Raw genomic sequence first — 16,800 nt, forward strand, 5'->3', positions numbered from 1 at the left:
GCTTGCCGGCCTCGACCGTATAGCTGCGCGGCGCGTCGGCGCCGTTCGTCGCATAGACGAGGAACACCGCGCCCGCGCTGCCGGTGTTGACGAAGCGCATCGTCAGCTTGCCGTTCGAGCCTTCGTCGACGCGCACGAACAGTTCGTACGGCACCGCGCGCGCCGGGCGCACGCCGGCTTCCTGCTGCGGCACCGCCTGCACCGCGGGCGGCTGCGGCACGTAATCCGGATGACGGTTCTGATCGGGCGGCACATACGCGTTGGTGCCCGGCAGCGACGGCATCGCGTCGTTCGGATTCTCGAAGTTGAACGCCGAGGTCAGATCGCCACACACCGCGCGGCGCCACGGCGTGATGTTCGATTCGCCGAGATCGTGATGCAGGCCGAAGCGCGCTTCGATAAAGCGGATCACCGACGTGTGGTCGAACACTTCCGAGCACACATAGCCGCCTTTCGACCACGGCGACACCACCAGCATCGGCACGCGCGGCCCCAGTCCGTACGGACCGGCCTGATTTTTCGCGTCACCCGCATAGATTTCGTGGGTGATGTCGACGGTGGACAAGCCGTTCGCGCTCGACGACGCCGCGAACGGCTGCGCGATGTGATCGAAGAAGCCGTCGTTTTCGTCGTAGTTGATCAGCAGCACGGTCTTGCTCCACACCTCGGGGTTCGACGTGAGGATCTGCAGCACCTGATCGATGTACCACGCGCCGTAGTTCGACGGCCAGTTCGGATGCTCGGAATATGCCTCCGGCGCGACGATCCACGACACCTGCGGCAGCGCATTGTTTTGCACGTCGCGCTTCAGGATGTCGAAATAGCCGTCGCCCTTCGCCGCATTCGTGCCGACGCGCGCGTTGTCATAGAGCGGATTGCCCGGCTGCGCGTTGCGGTACTGGTTGAAGTACAGCAGCGAGTTGTCGCCGTAATTGCCGATGTACGGGTTCTGCGTCCAGCCCCACGAACCGTTCGCATCGAGCCCGGTGCCCATGTCCTGATAAATCTTCCACGAGATGCCCGCGCTTTGCAGCACTTCGGGATACGTCGACCAGCCGTAGCCGAGTTCCGAGTTGTCGATCACCGGGCCGCCACCGCTGCCGTCGTTGCCGACCCAGCCGCTCCACATGTAGTAGCGGTTCGGATCGGTCGGTCCCATCAGCGAGCAGTGGTACGCGTCGCAGATCGTGAACGCGTCGGCGAGCTGATAGTGAAACGGGATGTCGTCGCGCGTCAGATAGGCCATCGTCGTCGCGCCTTTCGCGGGCACCCATTGATCGTTGCGGCCGTTGTTCCAGGCCGCGTGCGTGGTGCCCCAGTCGTGCGCGAGATCCTGCAGGAATTGCAGGCCGAGATTGGGCGCGGTGGGGCGGAACGGCAGCACGTAGCTCGCGCCGGCGGTATCGGTGGTGAGCGGCTGATACCAGACCGGCTTGCCGTTCGCGAGATTGATCGCGCGCGTGTCGCCGAAACCGCGCACCCCTTTGAGCGTGCCGAAGTAGTGGTCGAACGAGCGGTTTTCCTGCATCAGCACGACGATATGTTCGACGTCGCGGATGGTGCCGGTCCGGTGGTGGGCAGGAATCGCCAGTGCGTTGCGAATGCCTGCCGGCAGCATGCTCAACGCGGCGAACGAACCGGCGGCTTGCGCGGCCGAGCGAAGAAAATCACGGCGATTTTTTGGGTTCATGGTTGGGGCTCAGATCTTCGAAGGTGGAAGAATAGACGGCTGCGATGGACCACGGAGATCGACTGCAAGGCAGCGCCGCGGCGATGGGACGAACGCGTGCGAATGCGCCGGGCATCGCGCGCGGCGCGAAATTCAATTGACGGTATGGATCACAGGGCTGGCGAGCGGCGGCGCGGCGGCGGACAGCGCGGCGCCGGTGCTGTTGCCGGACGCGGCGGGCGTCTGGATTGTGACCGCCGCGATGGCGGGATCGGCTGAAGCGCCCGCCGGCGCGTTGAACGACGACGCGCCGTTGCTAGCGGCTGAAGACCCGGCTGAATGCCCGCCTGAACCGAGCGTGCTGGTACCGGCCGGCTGATCGTCGTCGCTGCATGCGGCCGTTAGCGCGCACAGCACAGCGATGGCCAGTGCGCTCCCAAAACGTTTGCATGGCGACGCATGAAACGGCTTCGACGCGAAAGGCATGGCACTGTCTCCGGCACGGGGAAGGGATGCCTGGGCATCGACGTGCCGAGGTCAGCGATGCAGCAGCATAATCGCCGATCCGTGTAATTTTTATGAAGTAGCTGTAAGGGATTCGCGCCCGTGTGGTCGTCGTGTGGCTGTTGCGTTGTCGCCGCTTTTATGCTCGGGCGCGGACGAACGCCGCGATCGCATCGTTCAGTTTCTCCGGCGCGTCGCGATGCGGCGAGTGTCCGCACGCGTCGAGCTTCACGCATTGTGCGTGCGGCACGCGCGCGGCGATCGTGTCGATCTGCGCCATCGTGCCGTAGTTGTCGTCGTGGCCCTGTATCGCGAGCAAAGGCTGGCGGATCGTCGCGAGCGCGTCGGCGATCGACCACGGCCTGAACGCCGGATTCAACCAGATATCGTTCCAGCCGTAGAACGCGGAATCGACGTCGGCGTGATAGCGCGCGAGCTTGCTGCGCAAGTCGGCGGTTTCGTAAAGCTGCTTCGTTTGCGCGATGCTTTGCACCGAGATGTCTTCGACGAATACATGCGGCGCAATCGCGATAGCGCCCGCGAGCGCATCGGGATGGTGCGCCGCGTAATGCAGCGCGATCGAGCCGCCGTCGCTATGGCCGATCACCCACATGCGCTGGCGCTGTTGCCTATCGATGCCGAGTGCGTCGAGCAGCGCGGGCAGAATGTCGCGCGCCTGCGCGGTCATGAAATCGACCGGCCATTTAACCCCGGGCGCGCGCGGCGTCGACAGTCCGTAGCCAGGCCGCGAATAGACGAGCCCACGCATGCCGAGCCGCTCACACAACGCTTGCGGCCAGTCGCGCCACATCGCGACCGAGCCGAGCCCTTCATGCAGGAATACCGCGATCGGCGCGTGACCGGTCGCGGCCCGTTCATTGACCCAGCGATACTCGATGCGCAACGGCCCATGCGACGCGGTCGCCGGCAGTTCGGCAAAACGGCTCGCGGCGGCAGCGGGTTCGACGGCAGGGGCAGTGACCGGGTTCGACATGGGGGGACCTTATGACTGTTCGCGTAGCTTGAAGCGTTGAATTTTACCGGTGGCGGTCTTCGGCAGATCGTCGGCGAACACGATATCGCGCGGATACTTGTGCGGCGCGAGCCGTTCCTTGACGAACGCTTTGAGTTCGCCGGCCAGTGCGTCGGATGGTGGGAACTCGCGCTTGAGCACGACGAACGCGCGGGTCTTCACGAGGCCGCCGTGATCGACACCCACCACCGCCGCTTCCAGCACGGCCGGATGCTCGACGAGCACCATTTCCACCTCGACCGGCGACACGTATTGGCCGCTCACTTTCAGCATGTCGTCGCTGCGGCCCGCGTACACATAGCAGCCGTTCGCGAGGCGGCGGTACTTGTCGCCGCTACGGATCCATTCGCCGAGAAAGGTCGCGCGCGATTTCTCGCGATTGCTCCAATACATCAGCGCGGCGCTCGGCCCCTTGATATACAGATCGCCGATTTCGCCATCGGGCACCGGCCGGCCGGCTTCGTCGCGCAGCTCCACGTCGTAGCCCGGCACCGGCCGGCCGGTAGTCCCATATTCGACCTCGCCCGCGCGATTCGACAGGAAGATATGCAGCATTTCGGTCGAGCCGATGCCGTCGAGAATCTCGGCGCCGAAGTGCGCGGTGAAGCGCTCACCGATTTCGCGCGGCAACGCTTCGCCCGCCGACGCGCATATACGTATCGCGACATCGGCGCGCGCCGGCAGATTCGGCGACACGAGCATGCTCGCGTACAGCGTGGGCACACCGTAGAACACGGTCGGCCGATACCGGACGAGGCGCGTAAAGATCGCGTCGGCGGTCGGGCGCTCGGCCATCAGGATCGCGGTCGCGCCCACCGACAGCGGAAACGTCAGCGCATTGCCGAGCCCATACGCGAAGAACAGTTTGGCCGCCGAAAACACCACGTCGCTCTCGATGATCCGAAGCACCGGCTTCGCGTACAGCTCGGCGGTCCAGTACAGATTCGAGTGGGTATGGACGGTGCCTTTCGGCTTGCCGGTCGAGCCCGACGAATACAGCCAGAACGCGATGTCGTCGCCGCTCGTCGAACAGCCTTTCGCGGCCGGCATCGCGGCGTCGACCAGCGTTTCGAAGCGCGGCGCGGCGAGCGTCGCGCCGGCTGCTGCCTGCGGTTGCGAGACGATCAGCCGACAGTCGCCGTCGAGGCCGTTCAGCGCGTCGGTCACCTGAGCCAGCAAGGGTTCGGAGACGATCACCGCGCGCGCATGGCTATGCGTGAGCATGTACGTGTAGTCGGCGGCAGTCAGCAGCGTGTTCGCGACGACCGGCACGATACCCGCGTACAGCGCGCCGAGAAACGCGACCGGCAGTGACACCGTGTCGTGCATTACGAGCAGCACGCGTTCCTCGGGATGCACGTCGAGCGCGCGCAATGCGCTGGCACAGCGCCGCGCGCGTTGTTCGAGTTCGCCGTAGGTCGTCGCGCCGTAGTCGTCGATATAGGCGGGCTTATTCGCGCGCGCCGCGTTCAGCTCGAACAGATGCTTCGCGAAGTTGAATAACGGGGGCGGCGGCGCGACCGGCTCACGCACGGTCGTTTCCAGCAGGGTTTCCATATGTCTCCTCCATCCGTGGGGGCGGTCCGGCTGTTGTGTGCTCGTGATCCGCTCGATGCTGGCTGCTCGCGCAACGCTGTGCTGCGTGGGTCAGTCCGCCGGTAAATGCGTGATTTGCTTCAGCGCGTCGAGCGCGCTGCCCGATGCCTGCACCGCCGCGCGCCGGTGATAGAAACCGAGCGCGCGCGCACCACCGAGTTCTTCGCCGCCGCCCGCGCGACCGGGGCCGCCATGCAGCGACATCGGCATCACGTTGCCGTGGCCGGTCTGGCTGTGCTGCACCGACGGCGAGACCGCATGCACGCGGCCGTGCGTATCCGCCAGTTCGAGCGCGAGACGGGCGAGATGCGCGTCGTCGTTCGAATAGATCGATGCGACCAGCGAGCCTTGACCGCGTCGCGCGAGTGCAATCGCGTGCGCTTCGGGCAGGCGTTCGCCATTCGATGCGACGCGATAGGGCGCGACGCTCGCGACCGGGCCGAACACTTCGATGTCGTGCAGCAGCGTCGCGTTGTCCGGATCGTGCACGACGAACAGATGCGGCGCGACGCACGCGGCCACCGCCGGGTCCGCATCGACCAGCGGCGCGGCGGAGCCGTCGTAGGCCAGTACCGCCTGTTCACGCAGCATCGCAATCCCGGCCAGCACGTTGTCGTATTGCGCACGGCTCACCAGCGAGCCCATCCGCACGCTGTCGTTGCGCGGATTGCCGACGGTGATTTTCGCGAGCTTCGCTCGCAGGGCATCGACTACCGCGTCGAGCGACTGCTGCGGCACGAACGCACGGCGGATCGCCGTGCATTTCTGCCCGGCCTTCACCGTCATTTCGCGCACCACTTCGTTGATGAACAGATCGAACGCGGGCGTATCGGGCGTCGCGTCCGCGCACAGGATCGCGCTGTTCAGGCTATCGGCCTCGACGTTCAGCCGCGCGCCGTGCTCGACGAAGGCCGGATGTGCGCGCAACGTCGCGGCGGTGTCGGCTGAGCCGGTGAACGACACGACATCGAATGACTGGATCTGATCGAGCAGGCCCGCCGAGCTGCCGCAGATCACCGAGAGCGCGCCGGCCGGCACGATGCCCGCGTCGACGACATCGGCGACCATTCGCTGCGTGAGCCACGCGCTGGCGGTCGCGGGCTTCACAATGACAGGCACGCCGGACAGCAACGCGGGCGCCGCTTTTTCCCACAAGCCCCACGACGGGAAGTTAAACGCGTTGATCAACAGCGCGACGCCGTGCGTCGGCGTCAGCACGTGCTGGGCGCTGAACGACTGATCCTTGCTGAGCGCGGTCGACTTGCCGTCGCGCAATGCGTGCACGTCGCCGAGCGACGCACCGAGTTTCGCGTACCACGAAAGCGTGAAGATGCCGCCGTCGATATCGACCGCCGAGTCGTTGCGCGTCGTGCCGGAGTTCGCGGTCGCGATCGCGTAGTAGTCGTCCCGCCTGGACTGCAGCAGCTTCACGACCTCGGCAAGACGCGCGGCACGCTGCGCATAGGTGAGCGCGCGCAACGCGGCGCCGCCCTGGTCGCGCGCGAAGCCGAATGCCTGCGCGAGGTCGAGGCCGTCGCTCGATACGCGCACGAGCGCGTCACCGGTGACGGGATCGCTCAGCGTCGTGCCCGCGCCCTGACCGGCGATCCATTGGCCGGCCACGTAGTTTTTCAGAAGCTCGTTCATGATCATGCTCGTTGTCGTTGACGGTTCTCGCGCTGTGCCCCGAGAGTTCACGTGCGCGTGAATTCGATTGCGCCTTGCGGCAGCAAATACAGCACCAGCGCCCGGCCGTTCGCGACAGTCGGACGATGCGCGGAGCCGCAGCCGTACACGCACCAGCCGGCCGGATGGCCGTCGAATGTCGCGCCTTCGGTGAGCGGCATGATCAGATCGATCTCGCCGTTTGGATGAACGTGATGCGGACCGGCGATGTCCTGCATGTCAACCACATCGACCGAAAAACCGTGCGTGTCGGGCAGCGCCTTGAAGATCCGGCCATAGCGGACGTTGCCGGCTTCGCGGTTGCACAGCCACCCGTCGGCGACGCCGCTGCGGCACGCGCTCGCCAGTTCGCCGAAGGTCGGGCTGCCGGCGGGCCACGTGTGGTTCAGCCACGCCGCGAGTGAATCGTCGAGCGGCCGCCCGGCGACTTGCGCAGTGACGCCTGCGACCAGGCGCTCGAAATCGTGTGGGGACATGCGTACCTCCAGAAGCGCGCACACGCCAGCCGGATGGCCGCGCACCAGAGCGCCGGCCGCCGCTCGCCGGAACTTTGGTGCATGCGTGTTGCCGCGCGGTCTCCATGACGCCGCCGGACAAGGTCGGCTGCGCATGACCGTTTGTGATTCGCGTTTGTGATTCGATCAGCTTTTGGCGAAAATTAAACCGTTCACCTTGTGCGTGTCAAGCACTATAGTACATGTATCGAAGTCGAGAGGTCGCAAAACATGAACCAAAAGTACTCTTCCGCGTCATTCGATGAAGCCGGCGCCGCCCCCAACGGCGACGCCGCCAGCGCCGAGCGGACGGAGCGCGGCGGGGAGCGGGGTGCGGAGCGCGAAGAGCGCGATCCGTTCCTTACCGCGATGGGGGAGCGCGTGCGGCTGCTGCGCGCGCGCCGCGGAATGACGCGCAAGACGCTCGCGGCCGACACCGGTCTGTCGGAGCGGCATCTGGCGAATCTGGAGTCGGGCGTCGGCAATGCGTCGGTGCTGGTACTGCGGCAGATCGCGGCGACGCTGAATTGCTCGCTCGCCGAAGTGATCGGCGACGAGACCACCTCGTCGGCCGAATGGCTGCTGATCCGGGAACTGCTGCGAGGGCGCGATCAGGCGGCATTGCAGCGCGCACGGCTGGCGCTCGCCGAGATCTTCGCGCAGGCGCCGCGCGACCCGCACCGCAACGACCGTATCGCTTTGATCGGCCTGCGCGGCGCGGGTAAGTCGACGATCGGACGAATGCTCGCGCAGGAGCGCAAGGTGCCGTTCATCGAACTCACGCGCGTGATCGAACAGCTGGCCGGCTGCCCGCCATCGGAGATTCACTCGCTATATGGCGCAAGCGCGTACCGGCGCTATGAGCACCGCGCGCTGGAGGCGGTGATCCACGAGCACGAGCGCGCGGTGATCGCGTCGCCGGGCGGGCTGGTGTCGGAGTCGGGCACGTTCAACGCGCTGCTGTCGCACTGCTTTACCGTGTGGCTGCAGGCGACGCCCGAAGAGCATATGCGGCGCGTCGTCGCGCAAGGAGATCTGCGGCCGATGTCGGGCAACAAGGAGGCGATGGACGACCTGAAGCGGATCCTCGCCGGGCGCGCCGAACTGTACGGACGCGCTGACATGACGTTCGACACCAGCGAGAAAACGCTCGCCGACGCGTACCTGCAACTGCGCGACCGCCTCGCCGCGCGGCTGGCCGCGGAGTCTCCGGACGACGCGCGCGCGACCTGAGCGGCATCGCGGCGTGCGGGTTTTCACCTAAACATGCACTAAAGTGCTTTACATGGGTATGTAGATGCACTATTGTTCGAAAAACAAATTCCGCATCGTCCAGTCAGGAGACGCCCCATGTCCACAGTACAGAGCCCCGTTGCCGACCTCGCGCAGGTCGACTACCGCACCGATCCGTCGCAGTACAAGCACTGGAAGCTCAGCTTCAACGGCCCGGTCGCGACGCTCGGCATCGATATCGCCGAAGACGGCGGCATTCGCGACGGCTACAAGCTGAAGCTCAATTCGTATGACCTCGGTGTCGACATCGAACTGCACGATGCGATCCAGCGCATCCGCTTCGAGCATCCGGAAGTCCGCACGGTGGTGGTGACGAGCCTGAAGGACCGGGTGTTCTGCTCGGGCGCGAACATCTTCATGCTGGGCCTGTCCACGCACGCGTGGAAGGTCAACTTCTGCAAGTTCACGAACGAAACGCGCAACGGGCTCGAAGATTCGTCGCGCCATTCGGGTCTGAAGTTTCTCGCCGCGGTGAATGGCGCCTGCGCGGGCGGCGGCTATGAACTCGCGCTCGCCTGCGACGAAATCTATCTGATCGACGACCGCTCGTCGTCGGTGTCGCTGCCGGAGGTGCCGCTGCTTGGCGTGCTGCCGGGCACCGGTGGCCTCACGCGGGTGACCGACAAACGCAAGGTCCGCCATGATCGCGCGGATATCTTTTGCACTGTCGTCGAAGGGGTGCGCGGCGAACGCGCGAAGGCATGGCGTCTGGTCGATGAAGTCGTGAAGCCGAATCAGTTCGATCAGGCGATCCACGCGCGCGCGCTCGAACTCGCCGCTCAGAGCGATCGGCCGGCCGATGCGCAGGGCGTCGCGTTGACGCGCATCGAACGCACCGATCGCGAAGACGGCATCGGTTATCGAACGGTGGACGTGACGATCGATCGCGCGAAACGCATTGCGACCTTCACCGCGCGCGCGCCGCAAACCGCGCAGCCGACGGATATCGACGCGATCGTCGCGGCGGGCGCGAACTGGTGGCCGCTGCAGTTCGCGCGCGAACTCGATGACGCGATTCTGTCGATGCGCACCAACGAACTCGACATCGGCACCTGGGTGTTCAAAACCGAAGGCGATGCGCGCCATCTGCTTGCGGTCGACGCAACCCTGATGCAGCACAAGGACCACTGGTTCATGCGCGAAACGATCGGGCTGTTGCGCCGCACGCTCGCACGTATCGACGTATCGTCGCGTTCGCTCTTCACGCTGATCGAGCCGGGTTCATGCTTCGCCGGTACGTTCGCCGAACTCGCGTTTGCCGCCGACCGCACCTATATGGCCGCGTTGCCGGCCAACGAAGACGAGGAACCGGCGATCACGCTGTCGGAAGTCAACTTTGGTCTGTATCCGCTCGTCACGCATCAGTCCCGGCTCGCGCGGCGCTTCTACGACGAAGCCGAGCCGCTCGACGCGGTGCGCGCGGTGATCGGCCAGCCGGTCAAGGCAGCCGACGCCGAGCGTTTGGGCCTTGTCACCGCGTCGCCCGACGATATCGATTGGGCCGACGAAATCCGCATCGCGCTCGAAGAGCGCGCGGCGATGTCACCGGATGCATTGACCGGGCTCGAAGCGAATCTGCGTTTCAATGGCCCGGAAACGATGGAGACCCGCATCTTCGGCCGTCTCACCGCGTGGCAGAACTGGATCTTCAACCGGCCGAACGCAGTGGGCGAGAAGGGCGCGCTCAAGGTGTACGGCAAAGGCAGCAAGGCGCAATTCGACGTGTCACGCGTGTGAATCAAGCGTGCGATTCGCGCGTGTGACTCACGCGTGCGATTCGACCATCATACGTACCGACCGCCTCACTTGCCTGCGCAATACAACCGCGCCGCCTGCCGATAGGCGCCTCTCGACACCGCAGCTTTCGAACTGGGAACCGACCATGTCCACGATCAACTACAGCGAAAAGATTCCGAACAACGTCAACCTCGCCGACGACCGCGCATTGCAGCGCGCGCTCGAACAGTGGCAGCCGAACTTTCTGTCGTGGTGGGGCGATATGGGCCCGGAAGGCTCGCATGGCTATGACGTGTATCTGCGCACCGCGGTCAGTGTCGACGCGGGCGGCTGGGCGCACTTCGACTACGTGAAGATGCCCGAGTACCGCTGGGGCATTTTCCTGACGCCCGGCGACCAGGATCGCCAGATCCATTTCGGCGAACACAAGGGCGAAGCCGCCTGGCAGGACGTGCCGGGCGAGCATCGCGCGAACCTGCGCCGCATCATCGTCACGCAGGGCGATACCGAACCGGCTTCGGTCGAGCAGCAGCGTCACCTCGGCCTGACCGCGCCGTCGATGTACGATCTGCGCAACCTGTTCCAGGTGAACGTCGAAGAAGGCCGTCACCTGTGGGCGATGGTGTATCTGCTGCATCGCTACTTCGGCCGCGACGGTCGCGAGGAAGCCGAAGCGTTGCTCGGCCGCCGCTCGGGCGACGACGACAATCCACGCATTCTCGGCGCGTTCAACGAGAAAACGCCGGACTGGCTCGCGTTTTACATGTTCACGTACTTCACCGACCGCGACGGCAAGTTCCAGTTGTCGGCGCTCGCCGAGTCGGGCTTCGATCCGCTCGCGCGTACGACGAAGTTCATGCTGACCGAGGAAGCGCATCATATGTTCGTCGGCGAATCGGGCGTGTCGCGCGTGATCCAGCGCACCGCGCAGGTGATGAACGAACTCGGCACCGACGATGTCACGAAGCTGCGCGCGGCCGGCATGATCGATCTGCCGACCATTCAGCGCTATCTGAACTTCCACTACTCGGTGACGATCGACCTGTTCGGCGCCGATCATTCGTCCAATGCCGCGACCTTCTATAGCTCGGGGCTGAAGGGCCGCTACGAGGAAGGCAAGCGCGACGACGATCATCGTCTGAACGACCATAGCTACAAGCTGCTCGACGTGCAGGACGGCAAACTGGTCGAGCGCGAGGTGCCGATGCTCAACGCAATGAACGAAGTGCTGCGCGACGATTACATCAAGGACTCGGTGGCGGGCGTCGGGCGCTGGAACAAGGTGCTGGAGAAGGCCGGCATCGACTTTCGCATGACGGTGCCGCATAAGGCGTTCAACCGGCAGATCGGTACGTTCGCGGGCACGCGTGTGTCGCCGGATGGCCGCGTCGTGAGCGAAGCGGAGTGGGCCGCCAATGAAGCCAGATGGCTCGCTACGCCGGAAGACCGCGCGTTCGTCGCATCGCTGATGGGCCGCGTCGCCGAGCCGGGCAAGTTCGCGAACTGGATCGCGCCGCCGGCGATGGGCGTGAACCGTCAACCGGTCGATTTCGAATACGTGCGTTTCAACTGAAGCACGAGGGTCGCGCCGCGCATGCGTCGTCGAACTCGCCGGCGCGTGTGCTGTCGGCGCCTGTCGCATTACCAGGTGGAGGAAGTCATGAACGGCCCAGTATCGATCGAAGTTCTCCGGCAGCATCTGATCGATCCGGAAATCTGCATTCGCTGCAATACCTGCGAAGAGACCTGTCCGATCGATGCGATCACGCACGATGACAACAACTACGTGGTCAACGCGGATGTCTGCAATGGCTGCATGGCGTGCGTGCCGCCGTGTCCAACCGGTGCAATCGATAACTGGCGTACGGTGCTGAAGGCCGACGCGTATTCGATCGACGAGCAGTTCAAGTGGGACGTGCTGCCGGAGCAGAACACGATGGCCGTGCCGGCGGCGAATGAAGCGCCCAGCGCGGCGGATGACGCGGCCGCGGGCGCGCCCGGCATCGAAGTCGATACGGTGCGCGGCGCGGTGGTGCCGCCGTGGTCCGCCGCCAAACCCTACGTGAACCTTTACACGCACAGCACGCCGACCAGCGCGACCGTGGTCGGCAACTATCGGCTGACCGGCGCGGGGACGTCCAGCGATATCCACCACATCGTGCTCGATTTCGGCTCGATGCCGTTTCCGGTACTGGAAGGGCAGTCGATCGGCATCCTGCCGCCCGGCAATACCGCCGACGGCCGGCTGCATCACGCGCGGCAGTACTCGATCGCAAGCCCGCGCGACGGCGAGCGGCCCGGCTATAACAACGTGTCGCTGACGGTCAAACGCGTCGCGCAGCAGCATGGCGATGCGATCGACGGCGTGTGCTCGAACTACCTGTGCGATCTGAAGAAGGGCGACGTGGTCAACGTGATCGGCCCGTTCGGCAGCACGTTCCTGATGCCGAATCATCCGAACTCGCATCTGCTGATGATCTGCACCGGCACTGGTTCCGCGCCGATGCGTGCGATGACCGAGTATCGCCGGCGCAAGCGTCTGAAAGGCGCGACCGGCAAGCTGATGCTGTTCTTCGGCGCGCGCACCGAGGAAGAACTGCCGTATTTCGGGCCGCTGACGAATCTGCCGAAGGATTTCATCGACACCACGCTGGCGCTTTCACGCACGCCGGGGCAAGCGAAACGCTACGTGCAGGACGCGATGCGCGAACGCGCCGCGGAGGTCGCGACTCTGCTGAAGGACGACAACACCTATATTTACGTGTGCGGGCTGAAGGGGATGGAGGACGGCGTGCTGCAGGCGCTCAGGGATATCGTCGAACAGCATCAGCTCGATTGGGACGTGCTGTGGGCGAAGCTGAAGCGGGAAGGGCGGCTGCATCTGGAAACGTACTGAGGGGACGCGCTCGAGCCGACATGCCGGCGCTCGCGCGGCGGGCATCGCGCGATCGGTGCACCGCTAGCAGTGAATTACCGGACGGGCGTCGCGCAAACGGGAGTAAAGCTGGGCCACGAGCCGCGCAGCGCACCGCGCACCGCAAGCAGCACACCGCAAGCAGCACACCGCACTGTGAGCACAGTGAAGGCTTCGCCAAGGCTCATGAAAGCATGAGCGCTGGCGAGGCCTTTTTCGCTTTTGTCAGGTCGGCCGGCGCAGGCGGCGCTTTGAAAAATGCGGGCGCTTTGCTACAGTCGGCCCACGCTGCGATGCGTTGCGGATGCACGCCGGCCGCGTGAGCCGCGCACGCGATCCAGCGCCTACCCTGGCCACTCCGACGGAGCCGTTCGATGAAGCCGATTCGTTCCCTCGCGATGATCGTGCTGTTGCACGCGGCGCTCGCCCATCCGGCAAGCGCCGACGATCTCGCGCAGATCCGGGCGTCGGGTATCTTGCGGATCGGCACCGAAGGCACGTACGCGCCGTTCACCTATCACGACGATGCTGGCAGATTGACCGGCTTCGACATCGAAATCGGCACCGCGATCGCGCAGCGGATCGGCGTCAAAGCGCACTTCATCGAAAGCAGATGGGACGGCCTGATCGCCGGTCTCGACCTGGACCGCTACGACGCGGTCATCAACGACGTGGCCATCACCGACGAGCGCAAGCTCAAGTACGACTATTCGGATCCGTACCTCACGTCGCATGCGGTGCTGATCGTCGCGTCGGACAACACGACGATCAAAAGCTTCGCCGATCTGAACGGCAGGAAGTCCGCCAATACGCCGACCAGTCACGTCGGCCGGCTCGCGGCCGCCCATGGCGCGCAGGTGATCCCCACGCAAGGCTTCGACGAATCGATCGATCTGGTCGAGGCTGGGCGTGTCGATGCGACCGTCAACGATACGCTGTCGTTTCTCGACTACAGGAAGCGCCAGCCCGACGCGAAGATCAAGGTCGTCGCGGTCGATACGTCGCCCGATGACCGCGGCCAGGCGGGCGTGCTGATCCGCAAGGGCAGCCCGAAGCTGCGCGCGGCGCTCAACGAGGCGCTCGCGGACATGCGCAAAGACGGCACGTATCAGCGGATTTCGCTGAAGTATTTCGGGCGGGACGTGTTTCGCTGAACGCTGTCGCGGATGAGCCGGCAATAAAAAAGAGGGGGCGTCGAAGACGCCCCCTCCTTGCTTTGCGTGATGGCCACCGCAACGCGTGCGGCAGACCATCAGCGCGAACTGCTCACGTATCTCACACCGTCGCGTCGTTCAACGCGGCTTCGAAGAAGCGCTGCTTCGCGTCGGCGTTCAACCGCGCATAAGCACGGTTGACGCCGCTAATCACCGCGCGGATCGACGCCGTGATCAGATTCGCGTCGACGCCGACGCCGAATGCGCTGCCGGCCACGTCGGCGCCGGCCATTTCGGCGACCGCGATCGCGCGCGCATCGGCGCCTTGCGTGAGCGCGCGCTCTTCATAGTGCTGGATCCGCACCGGCACGTCGAACGCGTGCATCAGCGCGTCGAGCGGACCGTTGCCGGTGCCGCTCAGCACGCGCGGCACGCCGTTGATTTCGACGCTGAGCTTGATGTGCTCACGGCCTTCATGCTCGGACAGACTGTGACCGATGTAGCGGACCGGCGCGTCGGTGCGCACATATTCCTGCTGGAACAGTTCCCAGATCTGCGCGGGCGTGACTTCCTGGCCGCTGTCATCGGTGTAGCGCTGCACGGCGGAGCTGAAGTCGACCTGCAAACGGCGCGGCAACACGACGCCATAGCTCTGCTCGAGCAGATACGCGATGCCGCCCTTGCCCGACTGACTGTTCACGCGGATCACCGAATCGTAGGTGCGGCCGAGGTCGCTCGGATCGATCGGCATATACGGCACTTCCCAGATCGCGTCCGGTTTCTGCACGGCGAAGCCCTTCTTGATCGCGTCCTGATGCGAGCCGGAGAATGCGGTGAACACCAGATCGCCGACATACGGATGACGCGGATGCACCGGCAACTGCGTGCATTCCTCGGCCGTGCGCGCGACTTCGTTGATGTTCGAGAAGTCGAGTTCGGGATCGATGCCTTGCGTGTACAGGTTCAACGCGAGCGTGACGAGGTCGACGTTGCCGGTGCGCTCGCCGTTGCCGAACAGACAGCCCTCGATACGGTCCGCGCCCGCCATCACCGCGAGTTCGGCGGCGGCGACCGCGGTGCCGCGATCGTTATGCGGATGGACCGAGACGATCAGCGAATTGCGGCGTGCGAGATTGCGGTGCATCCATTCGATCTGGTCTGCGTACACGTTCGGCGTGGCCATTTCGACGGTGGCCGGCAAATTGACGATCGCCTTGTGCTCGGGAGTGGGCTGCCAGATGTCGAACACCGCGTCGCAGACTTCCTTCGCGAATTCGAGTTCGGTGCCGCTGAACACTTCCGGGCTGTATTGCAGCGTGAAGTGCGTGTCCGGCTGCGCGTCGGCGAGGCGCTTCATCGAGCGCGCGGCCTTTTGCGCGAGTTCGATCACGCCGCTCTTTTCGAGGCCGAACACGATCTTGCGGAATTCCGGCGCGGTCGCGTTGTACAGATGGACGATCGCGCGTGGCGCGCCGCGCAACGATTCGAAGGTACGCTCGATCAGATCGTCACGTGCCTGCGTGAGCACTTCGATCGTGACGTCGTCGGGGATATGACCGCCTTCGATCAGTTCGCGCACGAAGTTGAAGTCGGTTTGCGACGCCGACGGGAACGCGACTTCGATTTCCTTGAAGCCGATCTGCACGAGCGTCTTGAACATGCGCATCTTGCGCTCCGCGTTCATCGGCTCAAACAGCGCCTGGTTGCCGTCGCGCAGGTCGGTGCTCATCCAGATCGGCGCGCGCGTGATCGTGCGCGACGGCCACTGGCGGTCCGTCAAATTGATGGGCTTGAACGTGCGGTACTTGGTAGCGGGATTTTTCAACATTTTCATCATCCGGGTGTGAGACGGTGGAGCGGGTGTCGACCGGACGACGAAAACGCGATTCTGGGCCGCCGGTCGAAAACCGGGGCTGGGTCAGTTACTGGGGATTCAAGCGATGCTTCGGTGTATCAGAGACAAGCGGAAGCGCGCTGCAGCAGACCTAGCCCGGTAGAGCGGGCTAGTAGTAGCGATAGGGTGGTCTGGGCGCGGTACATAGTGCGCAATGGGACCATATTCCCGGCATGGCGTCAAGGGCCGCGCGGTGGCGGCGGTGTTCGGCAAGGGCCGTGAGCTACAATGGCCGACGCCTCGAACAACGGAATATCAACGAAGATGCGGATTCTCTCCCTTGCCTGCGTCGCGACCGCCGCCGCGTTGCTGACGGCCTGCACGGCCACTACCCGCAACTCCGGTGCATGCGAGCAGTTGATGCGAAGCAAGCTGGCCGAAACGTCGTCGGATACGCTGCGGGTCACGCATCGGGGCGCCGCGATTCACGGTTCGCGGGTGGTGGTGGAAGGCACGATCGAGCATCTGGTGGTGGCGCCAGCGGTGGCCGCTTCGGCTGCGCTGGTGGCTTCTGCGCCGGTGGTGGCTTCTGCTCCGCTGATCGGTTCGGCTGCACTGGCGGCCTCGGCTGCGCCGGCGGCTTCTGCTCCGCGCGCGGCTTCAGACGTCAAGGTGGGATCGAAGCCTGCCGCGCCGAAGAAGATCAGCACATCGGCGGCCGCCGAATGCATGTTCCACGGCGAAGCACTGGATTCGTTCCGGTGGCTCGCGCCGGCGAAGCTCGTCGCGCCGGTCCCGCAAGCCGCCAGCGCGGCGAGTTGAACTCGCGCACCTGACTCGCGGCACTCGCGTCGCGCGGCCATTGGCGTTTCACGCACGCTCACGC

Annotated in this window: 13 protein-coding genes; 6 read left to right on the plus strand and 7 right to left on the minus strand. The window is 64.9% G+C overall.

All coding sequences use genetic code 11. The annotated features are described in order from the left end of the window. The 6 genes from VGH68_RS05910 to VGH68_RS05935 form a co-directional block, all read right to left on the minus strand. A partial coding sequence (locus tag VGH68_RS05910; protein WP_331602598.1) for a phosphocholine-specific phospholipase C occupies window positions 1-1,690 on the minus strand: 1,690 nt, incomplete at its 3' end. A gap of 132 nt (window positions 1,691-1,822) precedes the next feature. Beyond that, window positions 1,823-2,155 carry a hypothetical protein gene (locus tag VGH68_RS05915; protein WP_331602599.1) on the minus strand — a complete coding sequence of 111 codons (333 nt, stop codon included), beginning with the start codon at window positions 2,153-2,155 and terminating at the stop codon, window positions 1,823-1,825. A 157-nt stretch (window positions 2,156-2,312) separates the two neighbouring features. Continuing rightward, a complete protein-coding gene (locus tag VGH68_RS05920; RefSeq protein WP_331602600.1) occupies window positions 2,313-3,167 on the minus strand; it encodes an alpha/beta hydrolase in 855 nt (284 codons plus the stop codon). 9 nt (window positions 3,168-3,176) lie between these two features. Then, complete coding sequence (locus VGH68_RS05925; protein WP_331602601.1) at window positions 3,177-4,763, minus strand: benzoate-CoA ligase family protein; 1,587 nt, start codon at window positions 4,761-4,763, stop codon at window positions 3,177-3,179. A gap of 90 nt (window positions 4,764-4,853) precedes the next feature. Beyond that, window positions 4,854-6,449, minus strand: coding sequence for a 3,4-dehydroadipyl-CoA semialdehyde dehydrogenase (locus VGH68_RS05930; protein WP_331602602.1), 1,596 nt, complete (start codon window positions 6,447-6,449; stop codon window positions 4,854-4,856). A gap of 47 nt (window positions 6,450-6,496) precedes the next feature. After that, complete coding sequence (locus VGH68_RS05935; protein ID WP_331602603.1) at window positions 6,497-6,964, minus strand: DUF4863 family protein; 468 nt, start codon at window positions 6,962-6,964, stop codon at window positions 6,497-6,499. Window positions 6,965-7,213: 249 nt separating this feature from the next. Between VGH68_RS05935 and VGH68_RS05940 the strand changes: the two genes are divergently transcribed. The 5 genes from VGH68_RS05940 (at window position 7,214) to VGH68_RS05960 (ending at window position 14,080) form a co-directional block, all read left to right on the plus strand. Beyond that, entirely contained in the window at window positions 7,214-8,215 is a 1,002-nt protein-coding gene (locus tag VGH68_RS05940) for a helix-turn-helix transcriptional regulator (RefSeq protein WP_331602604.1), read from the plus strand. A 117-nt stretch (window positions 8,216-8,332) separates the two neighbouring features. Further along, complete coding sequence (gene boxC / locus VGH68_RS05945; RefSeq protein ID WP_331602605.1) at window positions 8,333-10,012, plus strand: 2,3-epoxybenzoyl-CoA dihydrolase; 1,680 nt, start codon at window positions 8,333-8,335, stop codon at window positions 10,010-10,012. Window positions 10,013-10,157: 145 nt separating this feature from the next. After that, window positions 10,158-11,585: a benzoyl-CoA 2,3-epoxidase subunit BoxB gene (gene boxB, locus VGH68_RS05950; protein ID WP_331602607.1), complete on the plus strand. Its 1,428-nt coding sequence runs from the start codon at window positions 10,158-10,160 to the stop codon at window positions 11,583-11,585. An 87-nt stretch (window positions 11,586-11,672) separates the two neighbouring features. Next, the gene (gene boxA / locus VGH68_RS05955) at window positions 11,673-12,908 is read left to right on the plus strand and encodes a benzoyl-CoA 2,3-epoxidase subunit BoxA (protein ID WP_331602608.1); all 1,236 of its coding nucleotides are present in this window, start codon (window positions 11,673-11,675) and stop codon (window positions 12,906-12,908) included. A 392-nt stretch (window positions 12,909-13,300) separates the two neighbouring features. Then, window positions 13,301-14,080: an amino acid ABC transporter substrate-binding protein gene (locus VGH68_RS05960; RefSeq protein WP_331602609.1), complete on the plus strand. Its 780-nt coding sequence runs from the start codon at window positions 13,301-13,303 to the stop codon at window positions 14,078-14,080. Between the two features lie 121 nt (window positions 14,081-14,201). Here the strand turns inward: VGH68_RS05960 and leuA are convergent, their stop codons facing one another. After that, window positions 14,202-15,908 carry a 2-isopropylmalate synthase gene (leuA, locus tag VGH68_RS05965; RefSeq protein WP_331602610.1) on the minus strand — a complete coding sequence of 569 codons (1,707 nt, stop codon included), beginning with the start codon at window positions 15,906-15,908 and terminating at the stop codon, window positions 14,202-14,204. Window positions 15,909-16,238: 330 nt separating this feature from the next. Here leuA and VGH68_RS05970 point away from each other — a divergent pair, with 330 nt between their 5' ends. Continuing rightward, window positions 16,239-16,736 carry a hypothetical protein gene (locus VGH68_RS05970; RefSeq protein ID WP_331602611.1) on the plus strand — a complete coding sequence of 166 codons (498 nt, stop codon included), beginning with the start codon at window positions 16,239-16,241 and terminating at the stop codon, window positions 16,734-16,736. The last annotated feature ends 64 nt before the right edge of the window (window positions 16,737-16,800 follow it).

The organism is Paraburkholderia sp., from assembly GCF_036488505.1.
Lineage (GTDB): Bacteria > Pseudomonadota > Gammaproteobacteria > Burkholderiales > Burkholderiaceae > Paraburkholderia.